This is a genomic window from Limnohabitans sp., assembly GCF_034680285.1.
In the GTDB taxonomy this organism is placed as follows: domain Bacteria; phylum Pseudomonadota; class Gammaproteobacteria; order Burkholderiales; family Burkholderiaceae_C; genus Limnohabitans_A.
Genome location: NZ_JAXITC010000004.1, coordinates 43,485 through 67,724, shown reverse-complemented (window position 1 = coordinate 67,724; position 24,240 = coordinate 43,485). Strand labels below are relative to the sequence as shown.

At 55.4% G+C, this 24,240-nt stretch carries 29 protein-coding genes; 26 read left to right on the top strand and 3 right to left on the bottom strand.

What is annotated here, in order from left to right; all coding sequences use genetic code 11:
• Window positions 1-34: 34 nt before the first annotated feature.
• The 14 genes from pstS (at window position 35) to SWE17_RS04875 (ending at window position 12,836) form a co-directional block, all read left to right on the top strand.
• A complete protein-coding gene (gene pstS / locus SWE17_RS04940) occupies window positions 35-1,054 on the top strand; it encodes a phosphate ABC transporter substrate-binding protein PstS (protein WP_322992000.1) in 1,020 nt (339 codons plus the stop codon).
• Window positions 1,055-1,144: 90 nt separating this feature from the next.
• Window positions 1,145-2,122 (top strand): phosphate ABC transporter permease subunit PstC, encoded by a 978-nt coding sequence (pstC, locus tag SWE17_RS04935; RefSeq protein ID WP_322991999.1) that lies wholly within the window; start codon window positions 1,145-1,147, stop codon window positions 2,120-2,122.
• 7 nt (window positions 2,123-2,129) lie between these two features.
• The gene (gene pstA, locus SWE17_RS04930) at window positions 2,130-2,984 is read left to right on the top strand and encodes a phosphate ABC transporter permease PstA (protein WP_322991998.1); all 855 of its coding nucleotides are present in this window, start codon (window positions 2,130-2,132) and stop codon (window positions 2,982-2,984) included.
• 56 nt (window positions 2,985-3,040) lie between these two features.
• Window positions 3,041-3,814, top strand: a complete 774-nt coding sequence (gene pstB, locus SWE17_RS04925; protein WP_322991997.1) for a phosphate ABC transporter ATP-binding protein PstB — start codon at window positions 3,041-3,043, stop codon at window positions 3,812-3,814.
• Window positions 3,815-3,827: 13 nt separating this feature from the next.
• Complete coding sequence (gene phoU / locus SWE17_RS04920; RefSeq protein ID WP_322991996.1) at window positions 3,828-4,526, top strand: phosphate signaling complex protein PhoU; 699 nt, start codon at window positions 3,828-3,830, stop codon at window positions 4,524-4,526.
• On the top strand, window positions 4,523-5,218 hold the full coding sequence (phoB, locus tag SWE17_RS04915; RefSeq protein WP_322991995.1) for a phosphate regulon transcriptional regulator PhoB: 696 nt from the start codon (window positions 4,523-4,525) through the stop codon (window positions 5,216-5,218). The genes phoU and phoB overlap by 4 nt, the downstream gene beginning before the upstream one ends.
• Window positions 5,219-5,230: 12 nt before the next feature.
• Complete coding sequence (gene phoR / locus SWE17_RS04910; protein ID WP_322991994.1) at window positions 5,231-6,556, top strand: phosphate regulon sensor histidine kinase PhoR; 1,326 nt, start codon at window positions 5,231-5,233, stop codon at window positions 6,554-6,556.
• Between the two features lie 282 nt (window positions 6,557-6,838).
• Complete coding sequence (locus tag SWE17_RS04905) at window positions 6,839-7,723, top strand: sterol desaturase family protein (protein ID WP_322991993.1); 885 nt, start codon at window positions 6,839-6,841, stop codon at window positions 7,721-7,723.
• A gap of 175 nt (window positions 7,724-7,898) precedes the next feature.
• On the top strand, window positions 7,899-8,306 hold the full coding sequence (locus SWE17_RS04900; RefSeq protein ID WP_322991992.1) for a DUF1924 domain-containing protein: 408 nt from the start codon (window positions 7,899-7,901) through the stop codon (window positions 8,304-8,306).
• Between the two features lie 38 nt (window positions 8,307-8,344).
• A complete protein-coding gene (locus tag SWE17_RS04895; RefSeq protein WP_416234977.1) occupies window positions 8,345-8,776 on the top strand; it encodes a diheme cytochrome c in 432 nt (143 codons plus the stop codon).
• 49 nt (window positions 8,777-8,825) lie between these two features.
• Entirely contained in the window at window positions 8,826-9,563 is a 738-nt protein-coding gene (locus tag SWE17_RS04890) for a cytochrome b/b6 domain-containing protein (protein ID WP_322991991.1), read from the top strand.
• Between the two features lie 29 nt (window positions 9,564-9,592).
• On the top strand, window positions 9,593-10,291 hold the full coding sequence (locus tag SWE17_RS04885) for a response regulator (RefSeq protein WP_322991990.1): 699 nt from the start codon (window positions 9,593-9,595) through the stop codon (window positions 10,289-10,291).
• Entirely contained in the window at window positions 10,288-11,622 is a 1,335-nt protein-coding gene (locus SWE17_RS04880; RefSeq protein WP_322991989.1) for an ATP-binding protein, read from the top strand. Before SWE17_RS04885 ends, SWE17_RS04880 begins: the two co-directional genes overlap by 4 nt.
• Window positions 11,623-12,380: 758 nt before the next feature.
• Window positions 12,381-12,836 (top strand): MaoC family dehydratase, encoded by a 456-nt coding sequence (locus SWE17_RS04875; protein ID WP_322992124.1) that lies wholly within the window; start codon window positions 12,381-12,383, stop codon window positions 12,834-12,836.
• Here the strand turns inward: SWE17_RS04875 and trmL are convergent.
• The gene (gene trmL, locus SWE17_RS04870; protein ID WP_322991988.1) at window positions 12,833-13,306 is read right to left on the bottom strand and encodes a tRNA (uridine(34)/cytosine(34)/5-carboxymethylaminomethyluridine(34)-2'-O)-methyltransferase TrmL; all 474 of its coding nucleotides are present in this window, start codon (window positions 13,304-13,306) and stop codon (window positions 12,833-12,835) included. The genes SWE17_RS04875 and trmL overlap by 4 nt on opposite strands.
• Window positions 13,307-13,326: 20 nt before the next feature.
• Entirely contained in the window at window positions 13,327-14,073 is a 747-nt protein-coding gene (locus SWE17_RS04865) for a ComF family protein (RefSeq protein WP_416234968.1), read from the bottom strand.
• Between the two features lie 87 nt (window positions 14,074-14,160).
• Between SWE17_RS04865 and SWE17_RS04860 the strand changes: the two genes are divergently transcribed.
• The 8 genes from SWE17_RS04860 (at window position 14,161) to SWE17_RS04825 (ending at window position 20,442) form a co-directional block, all read left to right on the top strand.
• Window positions 14,161-15,075 (top strand): biotin synthase, encoded by a 915-nt coding sequence (locus SWE17_RS04860; RefSeq protein ID WP_322991986.1) that lies wholly within the window; start codon window positions 14,161-14,163, stop codon window positions 15,073-15,075.
• Window positions 15,076-15,170: 95 nt separating this feature from the next.
• A complete protein-coding gene (locus SWE17_RS04855; RefSeq protein WP_322991985.1) occupies window positions 15,171-15,647 on the top strand; it encodes a DUF2244 domain-containing protein in 477 nt (158 codons plus the stop codon).
• A 77-nt stretch (window positions 15,648-15,724) separates the two neighbouring features.
• Window positions 15,725-16,897 carry a cytochrome c oxidase subunit II gene (gene coxB, locus SWE17_RS04850; RefSeq protein ID WP_322991984.1) on the top strand — a complete coding sequence of 391 codons (1,173 nt, stop codon included), beginning with the start codon at window positions 15,725-15,727 and terminating at the stop codon, window positions 16,895-16,897.
• 32 nt (window positions 16,898-16,929) lie between these two features.
• Window positions 16,930-18,546 (top strand): cytochrome c oxidase subunit I, encoded by a 1,617-nt coding sequence (gene ctaD / locus SWE17_RS04845; RefSeq protein ID WP_322991983.1) that lies wholly within the window; start codon window positions 16,930-16,932, stop codon window positions 18,544-18,546.
• Window positions 18,462-18,668 (top strand): cytochrome oxidase small assembly protein, encoded by a 207-nt coding sequence (locus SWE17_RS15360; RefSeq protein ID WP_416234967.1) that lies wholly within the window; start codon window positions 18,462-18,464, stop codon window positions 18,666-18,668. Before ctaD ends, SWE17_RS15360 begins: the two co-directional genes overlap by 85 nt.
• A 10-nt stretch (window positions 18,669-18,678) precedes the next feature.
• Window positions 18,679-19,308, top strand: coding sequence for a cytochrome c oxidase assembly protein (locus tag SWE17_RS04835; RefSeq protein ID WP_322991982.1), 630 nt, complete (start codon window positions 18,679-18,681; stop codon window positions 19,306-19,308).
• Window positions 19,305-19,520, top strand: a complete 216-nt coding sequence (locus SWE17_RS04830; RefSeq protein ID WP_322991981.1) for a DUF2970 domain-containing protein — start codon at window positions 19,305-19,307, stop codon at window positions 19,518-19,520. The genes SWE17_RS04835 and SWE17_RS04830 overlap by 4 nt, the downstream gene beginning before the upstream one ends.
• Before the next feature lie 40 nt (window positions 19,521-19,560).
• Complete coding sequence (locus SWE17_RS04825; protein WP_322991980.1) at window positions 19,561-20,442, top strand: cytochrome c oxidase subunit 3; 882 nt, start codon at window positions 19,561-19,563, stop codon at window positions 20,440-20,442.
• A gap of 115 nt (window positions 20,443-20,557) precedes the next feature.
• Here the strand turns inward: SWE17_RS04825 and SWE17_RS04820 are convergent, their stop codons facing one another.
• Window positions 20,558-20,791: a twin transmembrane helix small protein gene (locus SWE17_RS04820; protein WP_100118439.1), complete on the bottom strand. Its 234-nt coding sequence runs from the start codon at window positions 20,789-20,791 to the stop codon at window positions 20,558-20,560.
• 14 nt (window positions 20,792-20,805) lie between these two features.
• Here SWE17_RS04820 and SWE17_RS04815 point away from each other — a divergent pair, with 14 nt between their 5' ends.
• The 4 genes from SWE17_RS04815 to cyoE are packed head-to-tail and all read left to right on the top strand — an operon-like array spanning window position 20,806 to window position 24,240.
• Window positions 20,806-21,549 (top strand): SURF1 family protein, encoded by a 744-nt coding sequence (locus SWE17_RS04815; RefSeq protein ID WP_322991979.1) that lies wholly within the window; start codon window positions 20,806-20,808, stop codon window positions 21,547-21,549.
• Window positions 21,500-22,213, top strand: coding sequence for a hypothetical protein (locus SWE17_RS04810; protein WP_322991978.1), 714 nt, complete (start codon window positions 21,500-21,502; stop codon window positions 22,211-22,213). Before SWE17_RS04815 ends, SWE17_RS04810 begins: the two co-directional genes overlap by 50 nt.
• 3 nt (window positions 22,214-22,216) lie before the next feature.
• Window positions 22,217-23,347 carry a COX15/CtaA family protein gene (locus tag SWE17_RS04805; protein ID WP_322991977.1) on the top strand — a complete coding sequence of 377 codons (1,131 nt, stop codon included), beginning with the start codon at window positions 22,217-22,219 and terminating at the stop codon, window positions 23,345-23,347.
• The gene (gene cyoE, locus SWE17_RS04800) at window positions 23,344-24,240 is read left to right on the top strand and encodes a heme o synthase (protein ID WP_322991976.1); all 897 of its coding nucleotides are present in this window, start codon (window positions 23,344-23,346) and stop codon (window positions 24,238-24,240) included. The genes SWE17_RS04805 and cyoE overlap by 4 nt, the downstream gene beginning before the upstream one ends.

The following is a 24,240-nucleotide window of genomic DNA, read 5'->3' as shown; positions in this document are numbered from 1 at the left end:
AACCCAAATCCCCCCTTCTGAACTAGGAGTTCAAATGTTGAAACTGAAATCATTCATTGCTGCGGTTGGTGTGACCGTTATGGCCGTATCTGCATTGGCAGCCGATATCACGGGCGCTGGCGCTACATTCCCATTCCCGATCTACGCCAAGTGGGCTGAAGGCTACAAAGCCGCTACAGGTACTGGCATGAATTACCAGTCCATCGGTTCTTCCGGTGGCATCAAGCAAATCCGCGCTAAGACCGTGACTTTCGGCGCAACCGACGCCCCCGTCAAAGGTGAAGAGCTCGACAAAGACGGAATGGTTCAGTTCCCTGCCATCATTGGCGGTACTGTCCCTGTGATCAACCTCGATGGCTTCAAGCCAGGCGAATTGCGAGTGACAGGCCCTGTGTTGGCTGAAATGTTCATGGGCAAGATCAGCAAATGGAATGACCCCAAATTTGTTGCTTTGAACCCCGGTAAAACCTTGCCCAACGAAACCATCACCGTGGTGCACCGTGCCGACGGTTCGGGCACTACTTTCAACTGGACCGACTACCTGACAGCCGTCAGCAAAGAGTGGGCTGATACGGTTGGTAAAGGTGCTGCGGTCAAGTGGCCAGCACCTACATCTGTAGGTGGCAAAGGTAACGAAGGTGTTGCAGCCAACGTCAACCGCGTCAAAGGCTCTTTGGGTTACGTGGAATATGCCTACGTCAAAAAGAACAAGATGAATTTCATGCAAATCCAGAACGCCGACGGCAAGTACGTTAGCCCTGACGATTTGACTTTTGCAGCAGCAGCCGCCAGCGCAGACTGGTTCAGCGTTCCAGGTATGGGCGTGTCCATGGTCAATGCCAAGGGTGCCAACAGCTGGCCTGTCAGCACGGCTTCTTTCATCTTGATGTACAAGAATCCCGCAGACAAAGCTGCTTCTGCCGAAGCCCTGAAATTTTTCGACTGGTCTTTCAAGAACGGCAAGAAAATGGCTGCCGATCTGGACTACGTGGCTTTGCCTGACACATTGACAGATCAGATCCGCTCTAAAGTCTGGTCGCAAATCCAAAAGTAATTCAGGTCAGACCTGTCACCCGTCGGTAGTCATTTCACGACCGACGGTTTTCTTGTTGATTGAGATGCTTTTTGTTTGATGGACCAAGACATGCAAACTCCCCTTTCGAGCGCAGACCGCACCAGCCAGATGTTGATGGTGGTCAAGCGACAGCGTATACAAGACCTTATTTTTCATCGTATGACGCAGTTGTTTTCGCTGTTGGTTCTGGTGGCTTTGGCCGGGATCATCGTGTCTTTGTTCATCAACGCTTGGCCCACCTTTGCCAAGTTCGGTGCGCGGTTTATTTGGTATGTCGAGTGGGACATCATCAACGAAGAATTTGGTGCCGCCATCGCAATCGTCGGTACCCTGGCCAGCGCCGGTATTGCCATGTTGTTGGCGGTGCCTTTGGCGTTTGGCATTGCGGTTTTCCTGACCGAGACTTGCCCCGCGTGGTTGCGTCGTCCTTTGGGCACGGCCATCGAATTGTTGGCGGCGGTGCCCTCGATCATTTACGGCATGTTCGGTTTATTTGTGTTCGCCCCCCTGTTTGCTGACTACATTCAGGTGCCGCTGCGTGATGTACTGGGCGGTATGCCATTGGTGGGGTTCTTGTTTGGCGGAGCCCCCAACGGCATGGGTATATTGGCTGCTGGCATTGTGTTGGCCTTCATGGTCTTGCCGTTTGTGGCGGCGGTGATGCGTGATGTTTTTGAAATCACTCCGGCTATCTTGCGCGAGTCCGCTTATGGCCTGGGCTGCACCACATGGGAGGTGGTGCGAAAAATAGTGCTCCCTTACACCCAGAAAGGGGTGATTGGCGGAATCATGTTGGGCTTAGGTCGCGCCTTGGGCGAAACCATGGCGGTGACTTTTGTGATTGGCAATGCCAACCGCATGCCCACTTCGCTTTTCTCTCCTGGCACATCAATCGCTTCGACACTGGCCAACGAGTTTGGTGAGGCTGCGGACTTCCACATTTCTTCTTTGTTTGCGCTCGGCTTTTTGCTGTTCGTGATCACTTTCGTGGTGTTGGCTGCCGCCAAAATCATGATCAACCGGGCTGAAAAAGCCAAGGGGTTCTGACATGGCGATGAACATGAATCAAGGTTTGTACCGCCGCCGCCGTATGGCCAATGCCTGGGGCATGGTCACCTCCATGGTCGCGATGGGCTTGGGTTTGGCGGTTTTATTGTGGATTTTGGTGGTGCTGTTTTCCAACGGTTTTGCGGCATTGGATTTGAATTTGCTGACCCAGGACACGCCAGCCCCGGGGACAGAGGGTGGAGGTTTGCGCAACGCCATTGTCGGCAGCTTGATGATGGTGGGGCTCACTGTCTTGGTAGCGACGCCAGTGGGGATTCTGGCAGGCATCTACCTGACCGAGTTTGGAGACCAAAGCAAAACTGCCGAACTGACCCGTTTTGTGACCGACATCATGTTGTCGGCGCCTTCCATTGTCATTGGATTGTTTGTGTATGCCATTGCTGTGGCCACTTTGGGCACATTCTCGGGCTATGCCGGTAGTTTGGCTTTGTCCCTGATTGCTGTGCCAGTGATCATGCGCACCACAGAAAACATGTTGCGCTTAGTGCCTGGGAGTTTGCGCGAGGCTGCGTTTGCATTGGGTGCGCCCAGATGGAAGGTCTCTCTGTCGGTCACCTTGCGTGCTGCCAAGAGTGGCGTGATCACTGGCCTGTTGTTGGCTGTGGCTCGCATCAGTGGCGAAACTGCTCCCTTGTTGTTCACGGCACTCAACAACCAGTTCTTCAATTCAGACATGGGAAAACCCATGGCCAACCTCCCCGTGGTTATTTTCCAATTTGCCATGAGCCCCTATGAAAACTGGATCCGTCTGGCTTGGGCGGGTGCATTGCTTGTGACCTTGGCTGTGTTGGTACTGAATATCTTGGCTCGGGTTTTCTTCAGGGAAAAGAAAACCGGCTGATATTGATAAACACCTTCGACTGCCCAATTTTTATTTTCGATCCAACAGGAATAAATATGCCTGACAAGAAACCAACGCAAAATGCCATCGAGGTACGCAACCTTGATTTTTTTTACGGCAAATTTAAAGGCCTGAAAAACGTCAACCTGGACATTGCAGAAAACCGTGTCACTGCCTTTATTGGCCCTTCGGGTTGCGGCAAGTCGACTTTGTTGCGCACGCTCAACCGCATGTACAGCCTTTATCCAGGACAACGCGCGGAAGGTGAGATCAAGTTTTACGGCCAAAACATCTTGGACAAAGGTCAAGACTTGAATCTTTTACGCGCTCAAATTGGCATGGTGTTCCAAAAGCCCACGCCCTTCCCGATGTCGATTTACGACAACATCGCTTTCGGCGTGCGTTTGTATGAAAACCTTAGCCGTTCCGACATGGACGAGCGGGTCGAGTCGGCTTTGACAAAAGCCGCCATCTGGAACGAAGTCAAAGACAAATTGGGTCAAAGTGGTTTGTCCCTCTCTGGCGGACAGCAACAGCGTTTGTGCATTGCCCGCACCATTGCGGTCAAACCCAAAGTCATCCTGCTTGATGAACCCACCTCTGCGCTGGATCCCATCTCGACCGCCAAAGTTGAAGAGTTGGTCAGCGAGTTGAAAAAAGACTACACCGTAGCCATCGTCACACACAACATGCAGCAAGCGGCACGTGTGTCGGACTTCACGGCCTACATGTACTTGGGCGAGTTGGTGGAATTTGGTCAAACCGAGCAAATTTTCATGAAGCCTGCCCGTCAGGAAACCGAAGACTACATCACTGGCCGTTTCGGCTGATCAGGAGCAAAAAATGGAAAAGCACATTTCAAGTCAATTTGATGCAGACCTGACCAACGTCTCGTCGCGGGTGTTGGAGTTGGGTGGGTTGGTTGAATCGCAGACCCGCCATGCCGTTTATGCCTTGGCGCAGTTCAGCCTGGAAGTGGCCGATCAGGTCATTTCCACTGAAAAGCAAGTGAACACATTGGAGGTTGAGATTGACGCAGAGTTAGCTTCCATCATCGCGCGTCGCCAACCAACAGCACGAGATTTGCGCTTACTGATGGCGATTTCCAAGATCACTGGAAACTTGGAGCGTGCGGGTGACGAAGCAGAACGGATCGCTCGCATGGTCAAACTGATTTTGGAGCAAGGTACGCCCCGCAATTTGCCAGCTTCTGAACTGAGGGTGGCTGCAGATTTGGCCACTGGTTTGCTGCGCAAAGCCTTGGATGCTTTTGCCCGCTTGGATGTCAACACTGCCTTGGTTATCTTGAAAGAAGACGACTTGATTGATGCCGAATTCAATGGATTTGTGCGCAAGTTAGTCACTTACATGATGGAAGACCCGCGCACCATTTCTGCCAGTCTCGATCTTCTGTTTGTGGCCAAAGCCATTGAACGAATCGGCGACCATGCCAAGAACATTGCCGAATTTGTCATTTACGTCGTCAAGGGTTCTGATGTTCGACACACTGCCCTGACCGAAATTGAAAAAGCGGTGCAATGAGATCCATTCCTCGCATCTTGATCGTCGAGGATGAACACGCGATTGCCGAGTTGATTGCGGTCAATCTTCGACACAACGGCTTTCAGCCTGTTTGGGCCATTGACGCCGAAACCGCGCAGCGTGAGCTCGATGAAATCTTGCCGGACGTGATCTTGCTCGACTGGATGCTGCCGGGTGAAAGTGGTTTGACTTTGGCACGCCGTTGGCGTTCTTCGAGCCGTACCAAAACGGTGCCCATCTTGATGCTGACCGCACGAGGCGATGAGGCCGATCGCGTCGCAGGTTTGGATGCGGGTGCTGACGACTACATCGTCAAACCGTTTTCGCCGCGCGAGCTTTTGGCGCGCATCCGTGCCGTGTTGCGCCGTCGCGTCCCTGAGGCTTCGGGTGGTGTCGTCAAAATGGGCGAGCTGCAGTTGGATGCCGATACGCACCGTGTCAATTTGGCCGACAAGCCTTTGAAAGTGGGTCCCACCGAGTTCAAGTTGCTGCATTACCTGATGCGCCATCCAGAACGCGTGCACAGCCGGGGCGCCTTGCTCGACAAGGTCTGGGGCGACCATGTTTACATCGAAGAGCGCACAGTAGATGTGCATGTCAAGCGTCTGCGCGAATCCTTGGGTGAAGCCGGTACCATGATCGAAACCGTGCGCGGTGCGGGTTACAGGTTCACACACACACCTGCCGTTTGATTCGGACTTTGAATGATCTACTCGATTGTTGAGTTATTGATGGGTGTGGCGTTCGCTGCTGTGCCTGGGTGGTTCTTGGGCGGAACTGTCGGAGCTTTGGTTGGTGCTGCTTTGGCCTTGTTGGCACATTCATGGGTATTGGTGTGGCGTATTCACCGCCTTGATCAATGGCTCAGTGCCCCTCAGCTCAAATTGGATCCTCCGTGGCAGGGTGTTTGGTTGGAAATGGCTTCTCGCATCCAGCGTTTTTTGCGCCTTCAAGAAAAGCAGGCGGCATTGCACGAAAAACGCCTGAAAGACTTTTTGCTGGCGATCCAAGCCTCGCCCAACGGTGTGGTCTTACTGGATGAGGATTCGCGCATTGAATGGTGCAACGACACCGCGGCCTCACACTTGGGCTTGGATGCTCAAAAAGACCGCATGCAACACATTGTTCACTTGGTGCGAGATCCGGTCTTTGCCAAATATTTCGCGCAAGAAGAGCACAGCACCGAAGTCATCATCGAGGGCCGTTCCAACTCGGTGGTCAATGTCAAGAAACTTTCTGTACAGCTGCATGCGTATGGCGAAGGACGTTCTCTGCTCTTGACCCGGGACATCACAGCGCTGGCGCAAGCCGATGCGATGCGGCGCGATTTTGTGGCAAACGTGTCGCATGAGATCCGCACCCCTCTGACGGTGTTGAGTGGCTTCGTGGAAACCTTGCAATCGATCCCTCTGGATGTTGCCGAGACGCAGCATTATCTGCAGCTCATGTCTGTCCAGTCCGACCGCATGCAGTCTTTGGTGGCTGACTTGCTCACCTTGTCCCAGCTGGAAGGCAGTCAACCGCCTGGCGTTCAGGAAAAAGTGTCTTTGCCGCCATTGATGGTCCAGATTTATGACGATGCCTTGGCGCTGACGAAATTGTTGGCGTCTAAATCCGATGGGCCAATGCACCAATTGGTGATGGATCCTGTGCCAGAGGTGGCCTTGCTCGGTTCTCGGTCAGAGTTGCTCAGCGCGATTTCTAACCTTGTGAACAATGCCATTCGCTACACCCCATTGGGCGGGCTCATCCATTTGCAGTGGTCATTGACACCCGAAGGTGCTGTGTTTGCCGTGAAAGATTCAGGCCCAGGCATCGCTGCCGAGCACTTGCCACGCTTGTCTGAGCGTTTTTACCGGGTGGACCGCAGCCGCTCTCGTGAAACGGGTGGCACAGGTTTGGGACTGGCCATCACCAAACACGTTATGCAACGCCATGGCGGAGAACTTCGCATCGAGAGTGTGGTGGGACAAGGCGCCACATTCAAGTTGTGTTTGCCCCCCAGTCGCGTGTCCAACAGTCTGAATTGACGCCAGCTTCCCAGCAAGTTCATCAAATTCACTCAAAGTTAAATGTTCAACAGTGCTGCTGTCCTGTTGAACATTGGATGACGCGCGATTTAACAAAGCATGCGGGTGTGTGTGCGTTTTTCATCTTTTCTGGTTTTTCAACGGATTTGAGCGATATCTTTAAATAGCTGCATTTAGAGGAAGGGGAATACCCGGATGTTCGATCTCTGTCAATTTTGCTAACTTAGTCTCGTTCAGGCTTTCTGACATATCGAAATAGAAAAACACAAAAGGAGACATGGGATGACCGCTGTCCAAATTCAAAACGCTTTGGTGTTGTGCATCATTTTGGGTTTTGCCACCATGGAGTGGGCCAGTCGCCGGTACCAGAAAAACGTGAATGCCACCGGCAATGACACCAAACTCGAGATTTTGATGTTTTTGAGCGTGTTGGCAGTGACACAGCCCTTGGCTATTTTTGTGACCAGCAAACTGGGCGCAGCCTGGTTTCCACAATACAAAGGCGCCTTGGCCGATTTGCCTTGGTGGGGCATGGTGGGTATTTTGCTGCTGGTGGACGACATGACGCAGTATTGGTGGCACCGTCTCTCGCACACCTCATTCCTTTGGCCTTTGCACCGTGCTCACCATTCGGCCGAGTACATGAGCATTCGCATCACGTTCCGGAACAATTTCTTCTATTACCTGATGATGCCTGGCCTGTGGTTTGCGGGGGCCTTGCTTTTCTTGGGTTTTGGCGGCTTGGTGTATGCGGGCTACATCGTGGTCAAGTTGTTGGTGATTTTGGGGGCCCACTGCGCATGGCGTTGGGATGAACCCCTTTACCGAATTCGCGCCTTGCACCCCGTCATGTGGGTCCTGGAGCGAACCATTTCCACGCCCGCCACGCACTGGGCACACCACGCCATCACCAATGCCGATGGCGTTGGCCACTACAAAGGTAACTTTGGCAACTTGCTGTTTTTGTGGGACATCATTTTTGGCAGTGCGCACATCACCCGCCGTTACCCGGACCAAGTGGGCTTGGTCGATGACAAATTGTTCGGGCAGGAGCGTTGGTACCACCAGATGCTGTTCCCTTTGCTGCAGTCCCAACGTGAGCACACGGCATTGAAATTTGGGGGGCGTGTTTACCAAGACCCTCAGGAAAATCCGCCACCCGCTTGAGTTTTTGAAGCCTGGGCCGCAAAGGCCTTGGTGCCGTGGCGGCATGGACGTGGCTGAAGTTTGACCTGCGTCAAACAGGGCCAGTTTGTCACTGCCTTGTGTGCGTTGTCCCTTCAGGACAGCTTCAGTTTCGACCTTTAATCTTGGATGGAAGATGCCAAGAAAGGTCGGTTCCATGATGAAGTCCAGAAAATTCCAGCGTTGCGTGGTCTTGCTGGGTGTTGCTTTTGCCTTGGGCGGTCAAAGCGCTCAAGCGACGACGCCGCAAGCCCAATTGCAGCGATGGCAGGAAGCGGCTGGGCAAGCCGGGCAAGCCGCCCGCGGGCAAGAATTTTTTGGCCGTCGGCATGGTGGCGAGTGGTCTTGCGCATCTTGTCATGGGCAACCGCCAACCGCTCCCAACCGACATGCTTCGACCGGCAAGAGCATTGCACCTTTGGCGCCGGCTTTTCACGCGGAGCGTTTCACCGACAGCGCTAAGGTGGACAAATGGTTCAAGCGCAACTGCAAAGATGTTTTGTCCCGAGAGTGCACGTCGCTTGAAAAAGCCGATGTGCTGGCCTATTTGATCGGCTTGAAATGATCAAAAAGTTTCATCGAAACATGGGCATGGCTGGGTGGATGGCGTGCTTGATGGTGGTATCGGCCTGGGCCGATGGTCCCACCATGCCCACCCCAATACTCCCCACCTACAAACAGGAGTGTGCGGCTTGCCACACCCTCTATCCGCCGGGCATGCTGCCCGCGGCTTCTTGGCAGCGTGTCATGAGGGGTTTGGAGCACCATTACGGTACCGATGCATCGCTTGAGCCCGCACAGGTCCAACAAATAGCCGCTTGGTTGAACGCCCATGCAGGCACCTACAAACGGGTGCGTGAAGAGCCGCCTGAGGACCGAATCACGCGTTCAGCTTGGTTTATTCGAGAACACCGGGAAGTGGAAGCCGCGGTCTGGAAGCGCAGCAGCATCAAAAGCGCCGCCCAATGCAGTGCGTGCCACACCCAAGCAGACGTGGGGCGCTTTGACGAGCTTCAGTTGCGAATTCCGCGCTGATCGATGAGCGAACGCCGAGCGAATACGGTTTGAATTTCAGGAGTTGAACATGATGTCGAATACCGCCACCGCCACCGTCTCTGGTGCGCCAACGCCTGTACCCTCGCGGCGCACGGTGGACGCTTTCACCCGCACCTTGCATGCCCTGTTGGCTTTGAGTTTTGCGGGGGCTTACATCACCGCCGAAAGTGAAATTTTTAGACTGGTGCATGTCAGTTTGGGTTACACCATGGGTGGCTTGTTGGTGGCTCGATTGCTGTGGGGCTTCATGGGCCCCCGGTATGCCCGTTGGTCTGCCATGTGGGGCAAGCTGCGTGGTTTGGGTGATTGGCTGCGTGGCATGCGCACAGGGCAAACCCAGTGGCGACAGGCGCAAAATCTTTACATGGTCTGGACGGTGGCGATGGTCTTGCTGGCCATTGCACCCGTCGTTTTTTCGGGCTATGTCGTCTACCAAGAATGGACGGGTGAGTGGATGGAGGACGTCCACGAGTTCTTCGGTAATTTCATGCTGATCGCGGTGTCGGCCCATATTGCTGGTGTGGTGTTGTTCAGTCTCGGGCGTGGACGCAATTTGGCCAAGCCCATGTTGACCGGGCGTGTCGATGGCGCAGGACCTGATTTGATCAAGTCCAATCACATGTTCTTGGCGGCGTTGCTTTTCGCTGCCGTCTTGGCTTTTTGGGTGGAGCAGTGGCAAAGTTCAAACCGTTTACAGACCGCTGAGCTGGTCAGTTCGCTTCAACCAGGACTCGGCAAGTCACAATCGAACTTCGATGAAGATTGATGCCATGAACACACAAACGGGTTGGGAACATGCGGGTTTTACTGGCTGAAGACGATGCACTCTTGGGTGCAGGGCTGAAGGCCGGTTTGCAACAACAGGGCTTTTGGGTGGACTGGGTGCGTGACGGCATGGCTGCCGAACGGGAGCTGTTGACCGGTGTCTACCAAGCCTGTGTGCTGGACTTGGGTTTGCCTCGACAAGACGGCATGCAGTGTTTGGCTGCTGTGCGGCGTCAAAAAATGAGCACACCCATTTTGATTCTGACGGCCCGAGAGGGTGTGCCTGCCCGCATTGCCGGACTGGACGCGGGCGCTGACGACTACCTGGTCAAGCCTGTGGACCTGCTGGAGTTGGCGGCCCGATTGCGCGCTTTGGTGCGCCGCGCCCATGGTGTCACCGAGCCCATCATGGAAGCGGGCGCCTTGAGCATGGACCCAGCATCGCGTCAAGTTTGGTTGGGTGACCGATTGGTGGAGTTGTCGCTGCGTGAATACGAGGTTCTGCAAATCTTCATGCTCCATGCGGGCCGTGTGTTGACCCGAAGCCAGGTTGAGCAGCACTTGTACCAATGGGGCACCGAGGTGAGCAGCAACACGGTGGAGGTCCACATTTACAACTTGCGCAAGAAACTCCGTGCCGATGTGATCGAAACCATGCGGGGTGTCGGTTACTTGCTTCCCCAGCAGGTGAAGCCCGATGCCCCCAAGGCGGGAACCAGCGCACCATGACAAGTTGGCGGCATTCTTCTTTGCAATGGCGCTTGACGCTCAGCCTGCTGTTGGCGACAGGTTTGTTTTGGGCTGTGATTTTGATACTGACTTGGCAAAAAACGGCGCACGAACTGAGTGAACTGTTGGACGCCCATTTGGCGCAAACAGCCGCGGTACTGGCCGTGCAAAGCAGCGATGAACACGATGATGACTTCACCACGGCTGAAGTGCTGCACAAATACCAGCCGCGTGTCGCATTTCAAATTTGGCACGAGCGCGAGTTGGTCTCTCGGTCTGCCGAAGCACCCCTCGAGCCTTTGGCGCCTTGGGGGCAAAACGGCATTTCTGACCAAAACCGAGCCGGTCAAAATTGGCGGGTTTTTGCCACGACTGGACGCGATCGCGATGTGCGGGTGGTGGTGGCTGAAATGGAATCGGCGCGGCAAGACATCTTGAAGGCTGGCTTGAACTCTGCCATCGTGCCGATTTTCTTGGCTTTGCCTGTTTTGGCCTTGTTGATTTGGTGGGCCATATTCAAGTCCTTGGCGCCACTTCGGCAATTGAGTCTGTCGGTTTCTCAGCGCCATTCAGAGGCCTTGCAGCCCCTGAGCGAAGATGTTTCTGCCGAGGTTCGACCTTTGGTTCAAGCCTTGAACCGTCTTTTTCATCAACTGGCCTTGCAAATGGAGGGTGAGCGCCGTTTTACGGCCGACGCTGCCCATGAACTGCGCACGCCCATGGCGGCTATCCGCATCCAGGCCCAGGTCGCCCGAGGCGCGGCGTCGGACCCAGAACGTGAGCAAGCCCTAGACGCCGTGCTGCAGGGGTGCGACCGTGCCACGCGTCTGGTGGCCCAGTTGCTGCAGTTGGCCCGCCTGGATGCCCATGGGCCTTCGCTGGGTTCGGAACGTTGTGACGCCGTGGCCGATACCCGCGAGACCTTGGCGGACTTGGGGCCGCAGTCGCTCATCAAGCAGCAGATCTTGAGTTTGGATGCGCCTGACGCATTGAGCTTGCCCATGCCGCCTGGTTTGGTGGGGGTGCTGGTGGGCAATTTGGTGGACAACGCCCAGCGTTACAGCCCAGAGGGATCGACCATTCGCGTGCACTGGGCGGTGTCGCCTGCCCCCACTTTGGTGGTGGAGGACAGCGGCCCCGGCATGGAAGCTCAGGATTTGGCACGTTTGGGTGACCGTTTTTTCCGTGTACCCGGTAATGGTGCAGATGGAAGTGGTTTGGGGTGGTCCATCGTGCGCCGCGTGGTTCAGCGGTACGGTTTACAGGTCCGAGTGGATCGCAGCCCGGACTTAGGGGGCTTGCGGGTCACATTGACTTGGCCAGCCCATTGAGTGTTCAGTGGTTCCCTTCGGGTTTGTGGTCTGATGCAGCGGAGGGCTTCTGGCATTCCATGCTGGGTGGAGAGCGCCTCAAACCTTGCTGAAAGTCGATCATGAACGCTCAAATCAATGAATTCTTGGACCGCATCCGGCAATTGGAGGCGGACATTGAGCAAGAAGTTCAACGGCGCCGACAACAATTTCAAGCCGATTTCGACCAGCGCAAGGTGAAGTTTGAGCACGAGGTGCTGGACCAGCAGCGGCGTTTCAAAGAAGGGGTGGTGCGCTATGTCCTGACCTCAGACTGGCGGCATTTGCTGACCATGCCTTTGATCTACCCGGTGCTATTGCCCATGGTGCTGCTCGATGGCATGGTCACGCTTTACCAGTGGGTTTGTTTTCCCTTGTACAACATGCCGCGGGTGCGACGTTCGGATTATTTTGTATACGACCGAACCCATTTGGCTTATCTGAACATCATCGAAAAGATCAACTGCGCGTATTGTTCTTACGGCAATGGGTTGATGGCGTATGCCCGGGAGGTGGTGGGCTTGACCGAGCAGTATTGGTGCCCCATCAAGCACGCACGCCGGGTGGTGCACGCCCATCCCCATTACCACGGCTTTTCAGACTATGGCGATGCGGAAAGTTACCGTGGGCAATTGGCGCATTTGCGCTTGCAACTGCAACAACTGGTCGCCGAACCCCTGGCGCCTGAGGTGTCACAGCATGGACAGCCAGCCGCGAGCATGCTGGATAAAGTGAGCCCCATGAAAACATTTGAAACTTTGGCCGATCTGGCCGCCTGTGTCGGTCAGGATGTCGCGATCACCGAGTGGGTCGAAATCACCCAACAGCAGGTCAACCTGTTCGCCGATGCCACGGGTGATCACCAGTGGATTCATGTCGACGTCGAGCAGGCCCAAAAAGGGCCGTTTGGCGGGCCCATTGCACATGGATTCCTGACCTTGTCCTTGTTGCCCCAGTTTTTTGACAAAACCATTTTGGTGAATCAAAAACGCATGGGTGTCAATTACGGGCTCAACAAGGTTCGCTTCATGTCACCTGTGCCCGTGGGCAGTCGCTTGCGTGGGCATTTGCACCTGCATTCGGCCACGCCCATCGAGGGCAATGGCATGCAATTTCAGTGGAATGTCACTGTGGAGCGAGAAGGCACCGACAAACCCGTGTGCGCTGCCGAATCGTTGGTGCGCATTTACGCTTAAACCGAGGCGTCTGCAAACCCGTTCTGGCGCCAGGCTTCAAACACGGTCACAGCGACTGCGTTGGACAAGTTCAAGCTGCGCTGACCCTCGCGCATGGGCAGCTTGATTCTTTGTTCTGATGCGAACTGCTCTCTGAGCTCGGGCGCCAAGCCCCGAGTTTCCGAGCCAAACACCAGCCAGTCGCCAGGTTCAAAATGGACCCCGTGTGCCGGGCGACTGCCTCGGGTGGTCAGGGCAAACATGCGGTCTAGGGCGGGCTTTTCCGTGGCCAGAAAAGCGACCCAGTCGGCATGGCGACGCAAGTCGGCGTACTCGTGGTAGTCCAAACCAGCTCGCCGCATGTGTTTGTCATCCATGGAAAACCCCAAGGGTTCAATCAGGTGCAGGGTGCAACCCGTGTTGGCCGCCAAGCGAATGACATTGCCGGTATTCGGGGGGATTTCGGGCTCAACCAAGACGATATGAAACATGGTTGGTATTGTGCCTGCCCTCAAAATTCCTCTGGAGCCTCGGTGCGTGCCAGCACCAAAGCACTGACTTTGGCTGCCCCCGCTTGTCGCAAAACCTGTGCGGCGGTGTGCAAGGAAGCCCCGCTGGTCATGACGTCATCGATCAAGACCACGTTTTTGCTGCGCAATTCGCAGGCCCGCAAGGGCTCCACTGCAAACGCCCCCACCAAATTGGCCAAGCGTTCGGCTCGGGGCAGGGTGCGCTGCGAAGGCGTGTCCCGTGTGCGCAGCAGCAAGTGGGCATCGGCTTTGCTGGGGCTGAGTTGCTTGGCCAATTGCCAAGACTGGTTGTACCCACGTTGCGCCAAACGTTGCGTCGACAGGGGAATGGGCAGAACCCAATCTGCTGCGTCCAGCGCGTCCTCGACCCCTGCTGCACTCAGCATCAAGGTGGCCAAAGGGCCGTCCCAACCCGCTTGTTCTTGAAATTTAAAGCGCGTGATCAGATCTATCCAAGGCCATTCGTAGCTGATGGCGGTGAGACACAGGTCCAAGGGCGGAGGGCTGCGCAGGCAGGCGCCACAACGTTTGATGCCTAAGGGTAAGGACAGTGCGCAGCTCAGACATCGGTGCTGGGGTTGTGCAAAGCGACTGATGCAAGCTTCACACAAGGGCGCATGTGGCCAGTTTTGGCAGATGGCGCAGCGACTGGGCAAGGCGTGCCAGAGTGGCGCTGGCCCGATCCAGTGGAGCTTTGAAACCACCCTTTGAAACCATGGAGATCGCATGAAATCAATATACTGCGGCCTGCCCCTGACCACAAGCCGACCATGACGCTTGATGTTTGCAGGCCTTTTTCCCTCTTTGCCTTGGCCATGTCTGCACCTGAACGCCCCCCCTCGTTGGACCCTGTTGCCGCTGCCCGGTGGTCGACGTACTGTGCGGGGGAGGCTTCGCCTTGGCTGCATGAAGAAGTGGCTTCGCGCATGCAAGACCGGCTGGAATTCATCAAGCTTCAGCCCACGCGCTGGGTCCATTGGGGCCCATGGCAGGGTGGCATGGCCGCCCACGCCGCTTTGCAAAAGCGTTACCCCGAGGCACAAGCCTGGCTCAGCAGCGAGCACCCTCAGCAGGATTTGGCGGCCCAAGCGGTGTTGCAAGGCAAATGGTGGCAAGCCAAGCGCTGGTTCGGTCCGCGTCTTCATTCGGGCATGCCACCAGAAGGTCAAGCCCACATGTTGTGGGCCAACATGCAGTTGCACAATTCAGCCCAGCCTCAAAACCTGCTCAAAACATGGCACCGTGCCTTGGCCGTGGATGGGTTCTTGATGTTTTCATGCTTGGGGCCCGATACTTTGCGTGAGTTGCGCGAAGCTTATGTTCAGCAAGGTTGGCCCGCTCCTGCCCATGAATTCACCGATATGCACGACTGGGGTGACATGCTGGTGGAAGCCGGTTTTGCCGAGCCTGTGATGGACATGGAGCGCATCACGCTCACCTATGAAACGCCAGAGCGTCTGCTGGCCGAGTTGCGCAGTTGGGGGCGAAATCTGCATGTGCAGCGTTTTTCGGGTTTGCGGGGGCGCCGATGGCTGGCGCAGCTCAAACAGGTGCTCATGACCTTGGCCAAGCCCGAGGAAGGTGGGCGTTTGACGTTGAGCTTTGAAATTGTGTATGGACACGCCCTCAAACCATCACCCCGCGTTCCCGTCAGCGCCCAGGCGGCGATTGGGCTCGATCAGATGCGGCAAATGCTGCGCAGCGGTGCCCGGATTCCCGACAAAGTTTGAGATGAATCAAAACCCCCTTTGTTCTCGGGTAAAATCCGCCCGGTTTCAGAGGCATTTGGTGCCTCCCGGCGTGTTAGTTTATTGAAAGTTGACGCGTGTCAAATCCAACTTATCAGTTTGCTCAGGAGTCTGGACCTGCCATCCATTGGCAGTTACGGCGCAATTGTTCGGTAACGCCTACCCAATTGGGTTGGTTTTATGTTTCTTTGTGCATGTTCTCTTTGGCCATTGGTTTGTTTTTTTGGTATCTGGGTGCAACGCTGGTTTTGGCGTTCGCTGGTCTTGAAATCGCGGTGGTGGGCGTGGCATTTTTGATTTATGCGCGCCATGCCACCGACGGTGAAAAGATTTCGATCCAAGGTGGCCAGCTGGTGGTGGAGTGTGAGTCTGCTGGTCGCTTGGAGCGGGCAGAGTTTGCGCGTCAATGGGTGAGGGTAGAGCCCAAATCGGGTGACCACAGCTTGATCGAGTTGTCGGGCCAAGGTCGATCGATTCAGGTGGGGCGCTTTGTGCGGCCCGAGTTGCGCCAAGTGTTGGCGCGAGAAATCAGAAAGGCGTTGCGTTCAGCGTGATGTCTGGCGGCAAATGGGGCGAAGCCCGGTTTGCCTGAGGTGTGAGTTCAACAGTGTCTTGGAAGTTAGTGAGAACCATGAAGAATATTTCCAACCAATTGGCTTCGCTGCTATCCCGCGCGGGCATCTTTGCAGGCGCATGGGCAGCCACTGCGGCCTACGCGGTCAATGATCTGCCGGGCGGCCCTGCTGTCAATCAGCTCAATTTGCATCCAGCAGCCACCAAAATTGCTGAAGAACAGCAATGGCTGCACTGGTTCATGCTGATCATTTGCACGGTGATCTTCATTGCCGTGTTTGCGGTCATGTTTTATTCCATTTGGAAGCACCGCAAATCGGTCGGTCACAAGCCTGCCACCTTCACGGAATCCATCACGGTGGAAGTGATTTGGACTGCCGTACCCTTCCTGATCGTGATTTTGATGGCGCTGCCTGCAACCAAAGTGTTGGTGGCCCAAAAAGACACCACCAACGCCGACCTGACGATCAAGGCCACCGGTTACCAGTGGAAGTGGGGTTACGACTACATCAAGGGTGAGGGCGAAGGCCTGAGCTACATCTCGACCTTGGATTCTGGCCAGCGCGCCATGTCCGATGCGGGTAAGCCAGAAGGCGACAACTATTTGCTCAAAGTGGACAACCCTTTGGTGGTCCCTGTGGGCCAAAAAGTCCGCGTCATCACCACGGCCAATGACGTGATCCACGCATTTGCAGTGCCAGCCTTCGGTATCAAACAAGATGCGATTCCGGGTTTTGTGCGCGACACATGGTTCCGTGCTGAGAAAACCGGTGACTTCTACGGCCAGTGCCAAGAACTGTGCGGTAAAGAGCACGCCTACATGCCCATCCATGTGAAAGTGTTGTCTGCACAAGACTATGCGGCGTGGGTGGTGGGTGAAAAGAAAAAACAAGCGGCCAAGGCAGACGACCCTGCCAAAGTCTGGGCTTTGGACGACCTGTCCAAGCGTGGTGAAAAAGTGTATGCGGCCAATTGCGCAGCTTGCCACCAAGCTACGGGTAAAGGCGCTGGCGCCATCAAAGCCATTGACGGTTCTGCCGTGGTGCTCGATGCGGACAAGTCCAAGCAAATTGCTGTGCTGCTCAATGGCCAAAACAATGGCGCCATGCCTGCATGGAAGCAGTTGTCGGACACTGAAATTGCCGCTGTGATCACTTACACCAAGAACAACTGGTCCAACAAGACCGGGCAAATCGTGCAACCGGCTGAAGTTTTGGCCGCTCGCAAATAAGCCGTACCGTATTCAAATCAAAGGAAATCAAGATGAGTGCCGTTCTAGACCATCACGATCACGCCCATGACGACCACGGTCACGCGCCTGCGGGCTGGCGTCGCTGGGTGTATGCCACCAACCACAAAGACATTGGTACTTTGTACTTGCTCTTCAGTTTCGCCATGCTGATGATTGGCGGTGTGTTGGCTTTGGGCATCCGCGCTGAGTTGTTCCAGCCTGGCCTGCAAATTGTCAACCCTGAATTGTTCAACCAATTCACCACCATGCACGGCATCATCATGGTGTTCGGCGCGATCATGCCGGCCTTTGTGGGCTTTGCGAACTGGATGCTGCCCCTGCAAATTGGCGCGTCTGACATGGCCTTTGCCCGCATGAACAACTTCAGCTTCTGGCTGATGATTCCTGCTGGCGCCATGTTGGTGGGTTCCTTCTTCATGCCTGGCGGCGCACCCGCTGCCGGCTGGACTCTGTATGCCCCCCTGACCCTGCAAATGGGTCCATCGATGGACGCTGGTATTTTTGCCATGCACATCCTGGGTGCTTCGTCCATCATGGGTTCGATCAACATCATCGTGACCATCTTGAACATGCGCGCCCCTGGCATGACCTTGATGAAGATGCCTATGTTCGCTTGGACATGGTTGATCACCGCTTACTTGCTGATTGCTGTGATGCCTGTGTTGGCCGGCGCGATCACCATGACACTGACAGACCGCCATTTCGGTACCAGCTTCTTCAACCCCGCTGGTGGTGGTGACCCGGTCATGTACCAGCACATTTTCTGGTTCTTCGGACACCCTGAGGTGTACATCATGATCTTGCCGGCCTTCGGCATCATCAGCCAGATCGTGCCCGCTTTTGCGCGCAAGAAGTTGTTCGGCTATGCCTCCATGGTGTACGCCACTTCGTCCATCGCTATTTTGTCGTTCATCGTGTGGGCTCACCACATGTTCACGACCGGCATGCCTGTGACGGGTCAGCTGTTCTTTATGTACGCGACCATGTTGATCGCCGTGCCGACCGCTGTGAAGATCTTCAACTGGATCGCCACCATGTGGCGTGGCTCCATGACTTTTGAAACCCCCATGCTGTTTGCAGTGGGCTTCATCTTTGTGTTCACCATGGGTGGCTTCACGGGTTTGATCTTGGCCATGGCCCCGATTGATATTCAGTTGCAAGACACTTATTACGTGGTGGCGCACTTCCACTACGTCTTGGTGGCCGGCTCCTTGTTTGCCTTGTTTGCCGGTTTCTACTACTGGGTGCCCAAGTGGACCGGTGTGATGTACAACGAAGGTCGCGGCAAAATCCACTTCTGGTGGTCCCTGATCTCGTTCAACGTGACCTTCTTCCCAATGCACTTCTTGGGTCTGGCCGGTATGCCACGTCGCTACGCCGACTACCCCATGCAATTCGCCGACTTCAACATGATCGCTTCGGTGGGTGCATTCTTCTTCGGTTTTGCTCAGGTCTACTTCTTCTTGTTCGTTGTCTTGCCAACCATGATGGGCAAAGGCGCGAAGGCTTCCCAGAAGCCTTGGGAAGCGGCTGAAGGTCTGGAATGGGAAGTACCTTCGCCTGCACCTTTCCACACCTTCGAGAACCCACCCAAGCTGGATGCGACAGCAACCCGCGTGATCGGTTGATCGACATGGCCATGACACCTGAACAAAGAAAAAGCAATGTGCGATTGGGCCTGATTTTGGCGTCGGTCGCATGTGCAGTGTTGATTGGTTTTGTGGCCAAGTTGATGCTCTTGAATTCCTGAAAGACCCAAGATGAACCTGCGTGGTGAAAATCTGAAGATGGTGGGCAAGCTGGCGGTTGTGACCGCAGGCATGTTCTGCTTCGGATACGCGTTGGTGCCCATCTACAAGGCCATTTGCGAAATGACAGGGATCAACATCCTGTCGATTGCTGAAACCCAAATTCCGGGCAGTGCCAAGTCGGGTAAAGCGGCCGAAGTGCTGCGCAACACCCAGGTCGATACCACTCGCACCATCACCGTCGAGTTTGACGCCAACGTGCGTGGCCCTTGGGAATTCAAGCCTGAAAAGCGTTCCATGCAAGTTCACCCCGGTGAGCTGAGCACGGTGATGTACGAATTTCAGAATGTCCAAAACCGCCGAATGGCGGCCCAAGCCATTCCGAGCTACGCACCTCGTCAAGCGGCCAACCATTTCAACAAGCTCGAGTGTTTCTGTTTCAACCAGTACACCTTGGAGCCGGGCGAGAAGAAATCATGGCCAGTGGCCTTTGTGATCGACCCCAAGTTGTCCAAAGACGTGACGACCATCACCCTGTCTTACACCTTCTTTGAAGTGGGTGGCAAAACACCGGCGGCACCTACGGCGCCTTTGGCTGCAGCTGTGCAAACACTGCCAGCCAAGACAGGATGGGGTTCATGAACACACCGGTTCACAAAACTTCTTGGCTGCGCACCGTTCAAGCGGTGTTGTGGTCGTTTGTCGGACTTCGTAAGAATTCCGAGTACCAGCAAGACATTGAAAAGCTCAACCCGTTCCACATCATTGGTGTGGCCATCGGTGCGGCATTGTTGTTTGTTTTGGGTTTAATTGCCTTGGTCAATTGGGTGGTTGTCCAACCAACTGGCCTTTAAACCCCAAAGTTTGATTTCGAATAAGAGAGCAGGAGTTCCTATGAGTTCAGCAGCACACGGCACCACGCCTTATTACTACGTACCTCACGAGTCGCGTCATCCCGTGATGGCAGCTATCGGCTTGTTTTTTCTGATTCTGGGCGCAGGTCAGTGGATCAACGGCGCTGATTGGGGCATGTATTGCCTGTTTTTCGGCATGGCTTGGTGGTTGATTGTTCTGTATCAGTGGTTCTCTGAAGCGATTCAAGAGAGTGAAGGCGGCATGTATGGCCGCAAGATCGACCTCTCATTCCGTTGGAGCATGACCTGGTTCATCTTTTCCGAGGTCATGTTCTTCGGTGCCTTCTTCACGGCACTCTGGTGGGCCCGTTCGCATTCAGTGCCTGCTTTGGGCAGCCTTGAAAACGCACTGCTTTGGCCTGACTTCAAAGCCGCATGGCCCAGCGTGGTAGCCGGCGCTACCACCTCGCCCGCGGGCTTTGTGGAGCCCTTCCAAACCATGGGCCCATTTTGGTTGCCCACCATCAACACCGCCTTGTTGTTGACATCTGGCGTGACCTTGACCATCGCCCACCATGCTCTGCAGGTTGGTGATCGCAGCAAAACCATCAAGTTCATGTGGATGACGGTTTTGTTGGGCGTGGCCTTCCTGTTTGTTCAGGGTTACGAATACGCACATGCTTGGAGTGATCTGAACCTGAAGTTGTCCTCTGGCATTTACGGCTCGACCTTCTACATGCTCACCGGCTTCCATGGCTTCCACGTTTTCGTGGGCATGTTGATGCTGCTGTTCATCACCTTGCGCTTGCAAAAAGGTCATTTCACCAAAGACCGTCACTTCGGTTTCGAAGGTGCAGCTTGGTACTGGCACTTTGTGGACGTGGTGTGGCTCGGTTTGTACATCTTGGTTTACTGGATGTAATCTGGCCGCGGCCCAACAAAAAAGCGCCTTTGGGCGCTTTTTTGTTGGGCGATTGGGGATTCAAAGGAGGCTGATTTCAACAGGAAGCCAATGGCCTTCCAGTGGTTTTCAAACCTCAAGCGCCAGCGGGAATTCCAGTGGGTTGGATCCAACCCATTTTCCAAGAAACAAGAACACAAATGAAGAGGACAATCGAGAAACCAACCCGAAAGGCGAGGGCGGTGGCCATGCTGCCTTTTTTAGGGGCTTGACCCTCAACAGGTGGCGTGTTGCCGCGCATCATGTAAACCAAAGCCGAGCCCAAGCTCAGCACGATGCCTATGAAGGCGATGACAACCAGTATTTTCATGATCACATTATCTTATGACTGACAAAGCCCCAGGATGGCAAAGATGGCTGGTCCTCGGCATGGCGGCTATGGGCGTGGCCATCACATTATCTTTGGGGCTTTGGCAGCTGGGCCGAGCCGCTGACAAAACGGCCTTGCAAAATGCCAAGCAACAGCAAGCTGAACAAGTCGTGCTGGATGGTCGCAGCTTGGGTTCGGCCGAGAGAGATGCACTGCAACGCCAAGCCTTGATCCACAGACGCATGACGCTCAAAGGGCAGTGGTTGCCAGCGCACACGGTGTTTTTGGACAACCGACAGATGAACGGTAAGCCAGGTTTTTTTGCGCTGACCCCTTTGCAGTTGGAGGACAAGGGGACGGTGGTGTTGGTGCAGCGTGGATGGGCACAGCGTTCGTTCACTGACCGAACGGCTTTGCCTGCGCTGCTCACACCCGCAGGCCCGGTAGAGGTGCAGGGGCATTTGGCCCCATGGCCTTCAAGGCTCTATGACTTCGGCGGGACCGAGACCGGCCCAATACGGCAAAATCTCGACTTGACTGCGTACCGTCAAGCCACGGGTCTGCCTGTGCTTGAAGTCACCTTGCTGCAGTCTGGTGCGGCCTCTGAGGGCTTGCTGCGCGAATGGCCCGTGGTGGCCAGTGGTGTTGAAAAACACCACGGATACGCTTTTCAATGGTTTGGCCTGAGTGGCCTGATCGCTTTACTTTATGTCTGGTTTCAAATTGTCCAACCCCGCCGCCAAAAAAGACTTGACTGACAGCCCTCTGGCCATGACCGTGCACGAGATGCCTTTCCCGGGCGATGTGGTGCAGGCTGACGCCCAACGCACCCGCATGGGCCGATGGAAGATGATCGCCATGATGCTGATTTGCGCATCGCCAGTCATCGCTTCTTATTTCACTTACTACGTGATCCGACCTGAGGGTCGCCGCAATCACGGTGAACTCATCCAACCTCAAAAAGACATGCCGCAAGTGGCAGCCAAAAACCTGCAAGGTGAAGTGGTGCCCTTGGCCAGTCTGAAAGGACAGTGGTTGCTGGTGAATGTGAGCACGGGCGCATGCGCAGAGCGTTGCCAAGAAAACCTGTATTTCCAGCGTCAGTTGCGCGAAATATTGGGTCGGGACAAAGACCGACTGGACCGTGTTTGGCTGATCACCGACGAGTCGCCAGTCGCTGAAACCCTGCTGCCAGCGCTCCACATGGCCCATGTGCTGCGCCTCGATTTGGCCACGTTGCAAAGCTGGATCCAACCAGCCGCTGGACATCAGTTGCAAGACCATCTGTATGTGATCGACCCCATGGGCAACTTCATGATGCGTTTTCCGGCGAACATGGATGTGACCGGCGCCTCCAAAGCCAAACGGGACCTGGAGCGCTTACTCAAAGCTTCTGCGTCTTGGGACCAGGCAGGGCGCTGAGACATGACGCAAGTCGACCTGTACAACTTGGCGCCAGTTTTCCAACTCATGGCGGTGGGCTTGGCCGTGGCGGCCTTGCCACTGGCTTGGTGGTTTTGGCGTCAACGAGGTGCCACACCTGCCAGCCGTTTGAAGGCTTTGACCCTGATCACCTTGTTCCTGACTTTTGACTTGGTGCTCTTTGGTGCGTTCACCCGTTTGACCGATTCCGGGCTGGGTTGCCCTGACTGGCCAGGCTGCTACGGCAGTGCCACCCCCATCGGCGCTCAAGTCGAGATCAACGCGGCTCAGACCGCCATGCCCACCGGACCGGTCACGCACGGTAAGGCCTGGATTGAGATGGTTCACCGTTACTTGGCCACAGGTGTGGGCGTGTTGATCCTGACGCTCGCCAGCATGACCTGGTGGCTGCGCCGCCGAAGTGCTGCGGTCAGCCCATGGTGGCCCACCTTCACGCTGGTTTGGGTTTGTTTGCAAGGGGCTTTTGGCGCCCTAACGGTGACCATGAAGCTCTTTCCAGCCATTGTCACCTTGCACCTGATGTTTGGTATTGGTTTGCTGGCACTGCTCATGGCCCAGGCTGTGCGCTATGACGGCGCCGGAACGCGGCCTTTGCCCGCGACATTGCGCACGGGTTTGTGGCTGGGGTTCGGGGTGCTGTGGCTGCAAATTGCTTTGGGCGGATGGGTCAGTACCAACTATGCGGTGCTGGCCTGCCCGGATTTTCCGACCTGCCACGGCCAGTGGGTGCCTGAGATGAACTGGCAAGGCTTCAGTGTTTGGCGCGAGTTGGGCCATACCCCTTCGGGTGAGTTGTTGCCATTCATCGCTTTGTCGTCGATTCATTTTGTACACCGGTCAGCCGCTTGGCTGGTGCTGGGCGTCTTGGTGTGGCTGGGTTGGCGCTTGCGTCAGCAACCGGGATTGTCTTCCGCTGGCCAATGGTTGCTGGGTTTGTCGGCCCTTCAATTCATCACCGGTCTCAGCAATGTGGTGCTGGGCTGGCCATTGTTGGCCGCCGTCATGCACACAGGCGGTGCCGCCGCCATGGTCCTCAACTTGACCTGGGCCTTGAGCATCAGTCGCACCGATAATCCCCGGTCTTCTTCCAATTTCAAAAAGTCTGCTCCATGACCGCCGCCACAGCCCCGTTGCCTACTTCTGCATGGCGTCAGTACTATGCGCTGACCAAACCGCGTGTGGTTCAGTTGATTGTTTTTTGTGCCTTGATCGGCATGGTTTTGGCTGTGCCCGGCGTGCCCAGTTTGGCCGAGTTGATGCTCGGTTTGTGGGCCTGTATCGGCATCTGGTTGGTCGCAGGGGCTGCCGCGGCTTTCAACTGCCTGGTTGAAAAAACCATCGATTCCAAAATGAAGCGCACGTCTTGGCGCCCCACCGCTAAAGGGGAACTGAGCGACCGTCAGGCGCTGTTGTTTTCGGCAGTGCTGTGTGCATTGGGCTCGGCTGTGCTCTACGTCTTGGTCAACCCCCTCACCATGTGGCTGACCTTTGCCACCTTCGTGGGCTATGCCATCATTTACACCGTGATCCTGAAGCCACTCACCCCGCAAAACATTGTGATTGGTGGGGCCAGTGGGGCCATGCCCCCTGTGTTGGGTTGGGCCGCCATGACGGGACAGGTTGGGCCTGAGGCGCTCATTTTGTTTTTGATCATCTTTTTGTGGACGCCGCCGCACTTTTGGGCCTTGGCGCTTTACCGCGTGGAGGATTACCGCAAGTCGGGTCTGCCCATGTTGCCCGTGACGCACGGCAACGAATTCACGCGCTTGCAAATTTTGCTCTATACCATCGTGCTCATGGCCTCTTGCTTGATGCCTTTTGTGTATGGCATGAGCTCATGGCTATACCTGGTGGCGGCGGTGGTGCTCAGCATCGGTTTCATTGGCTATGCGGTGGCGTTGTACCGTGAATATTCGGATGAGCTGGCCCGTAAGACCTTCCGCTTTTCATTGGTCCACCTGAGCGCCTTGTTTGCCGCTTTGCTGCTTGACCACTACATTTTTTAA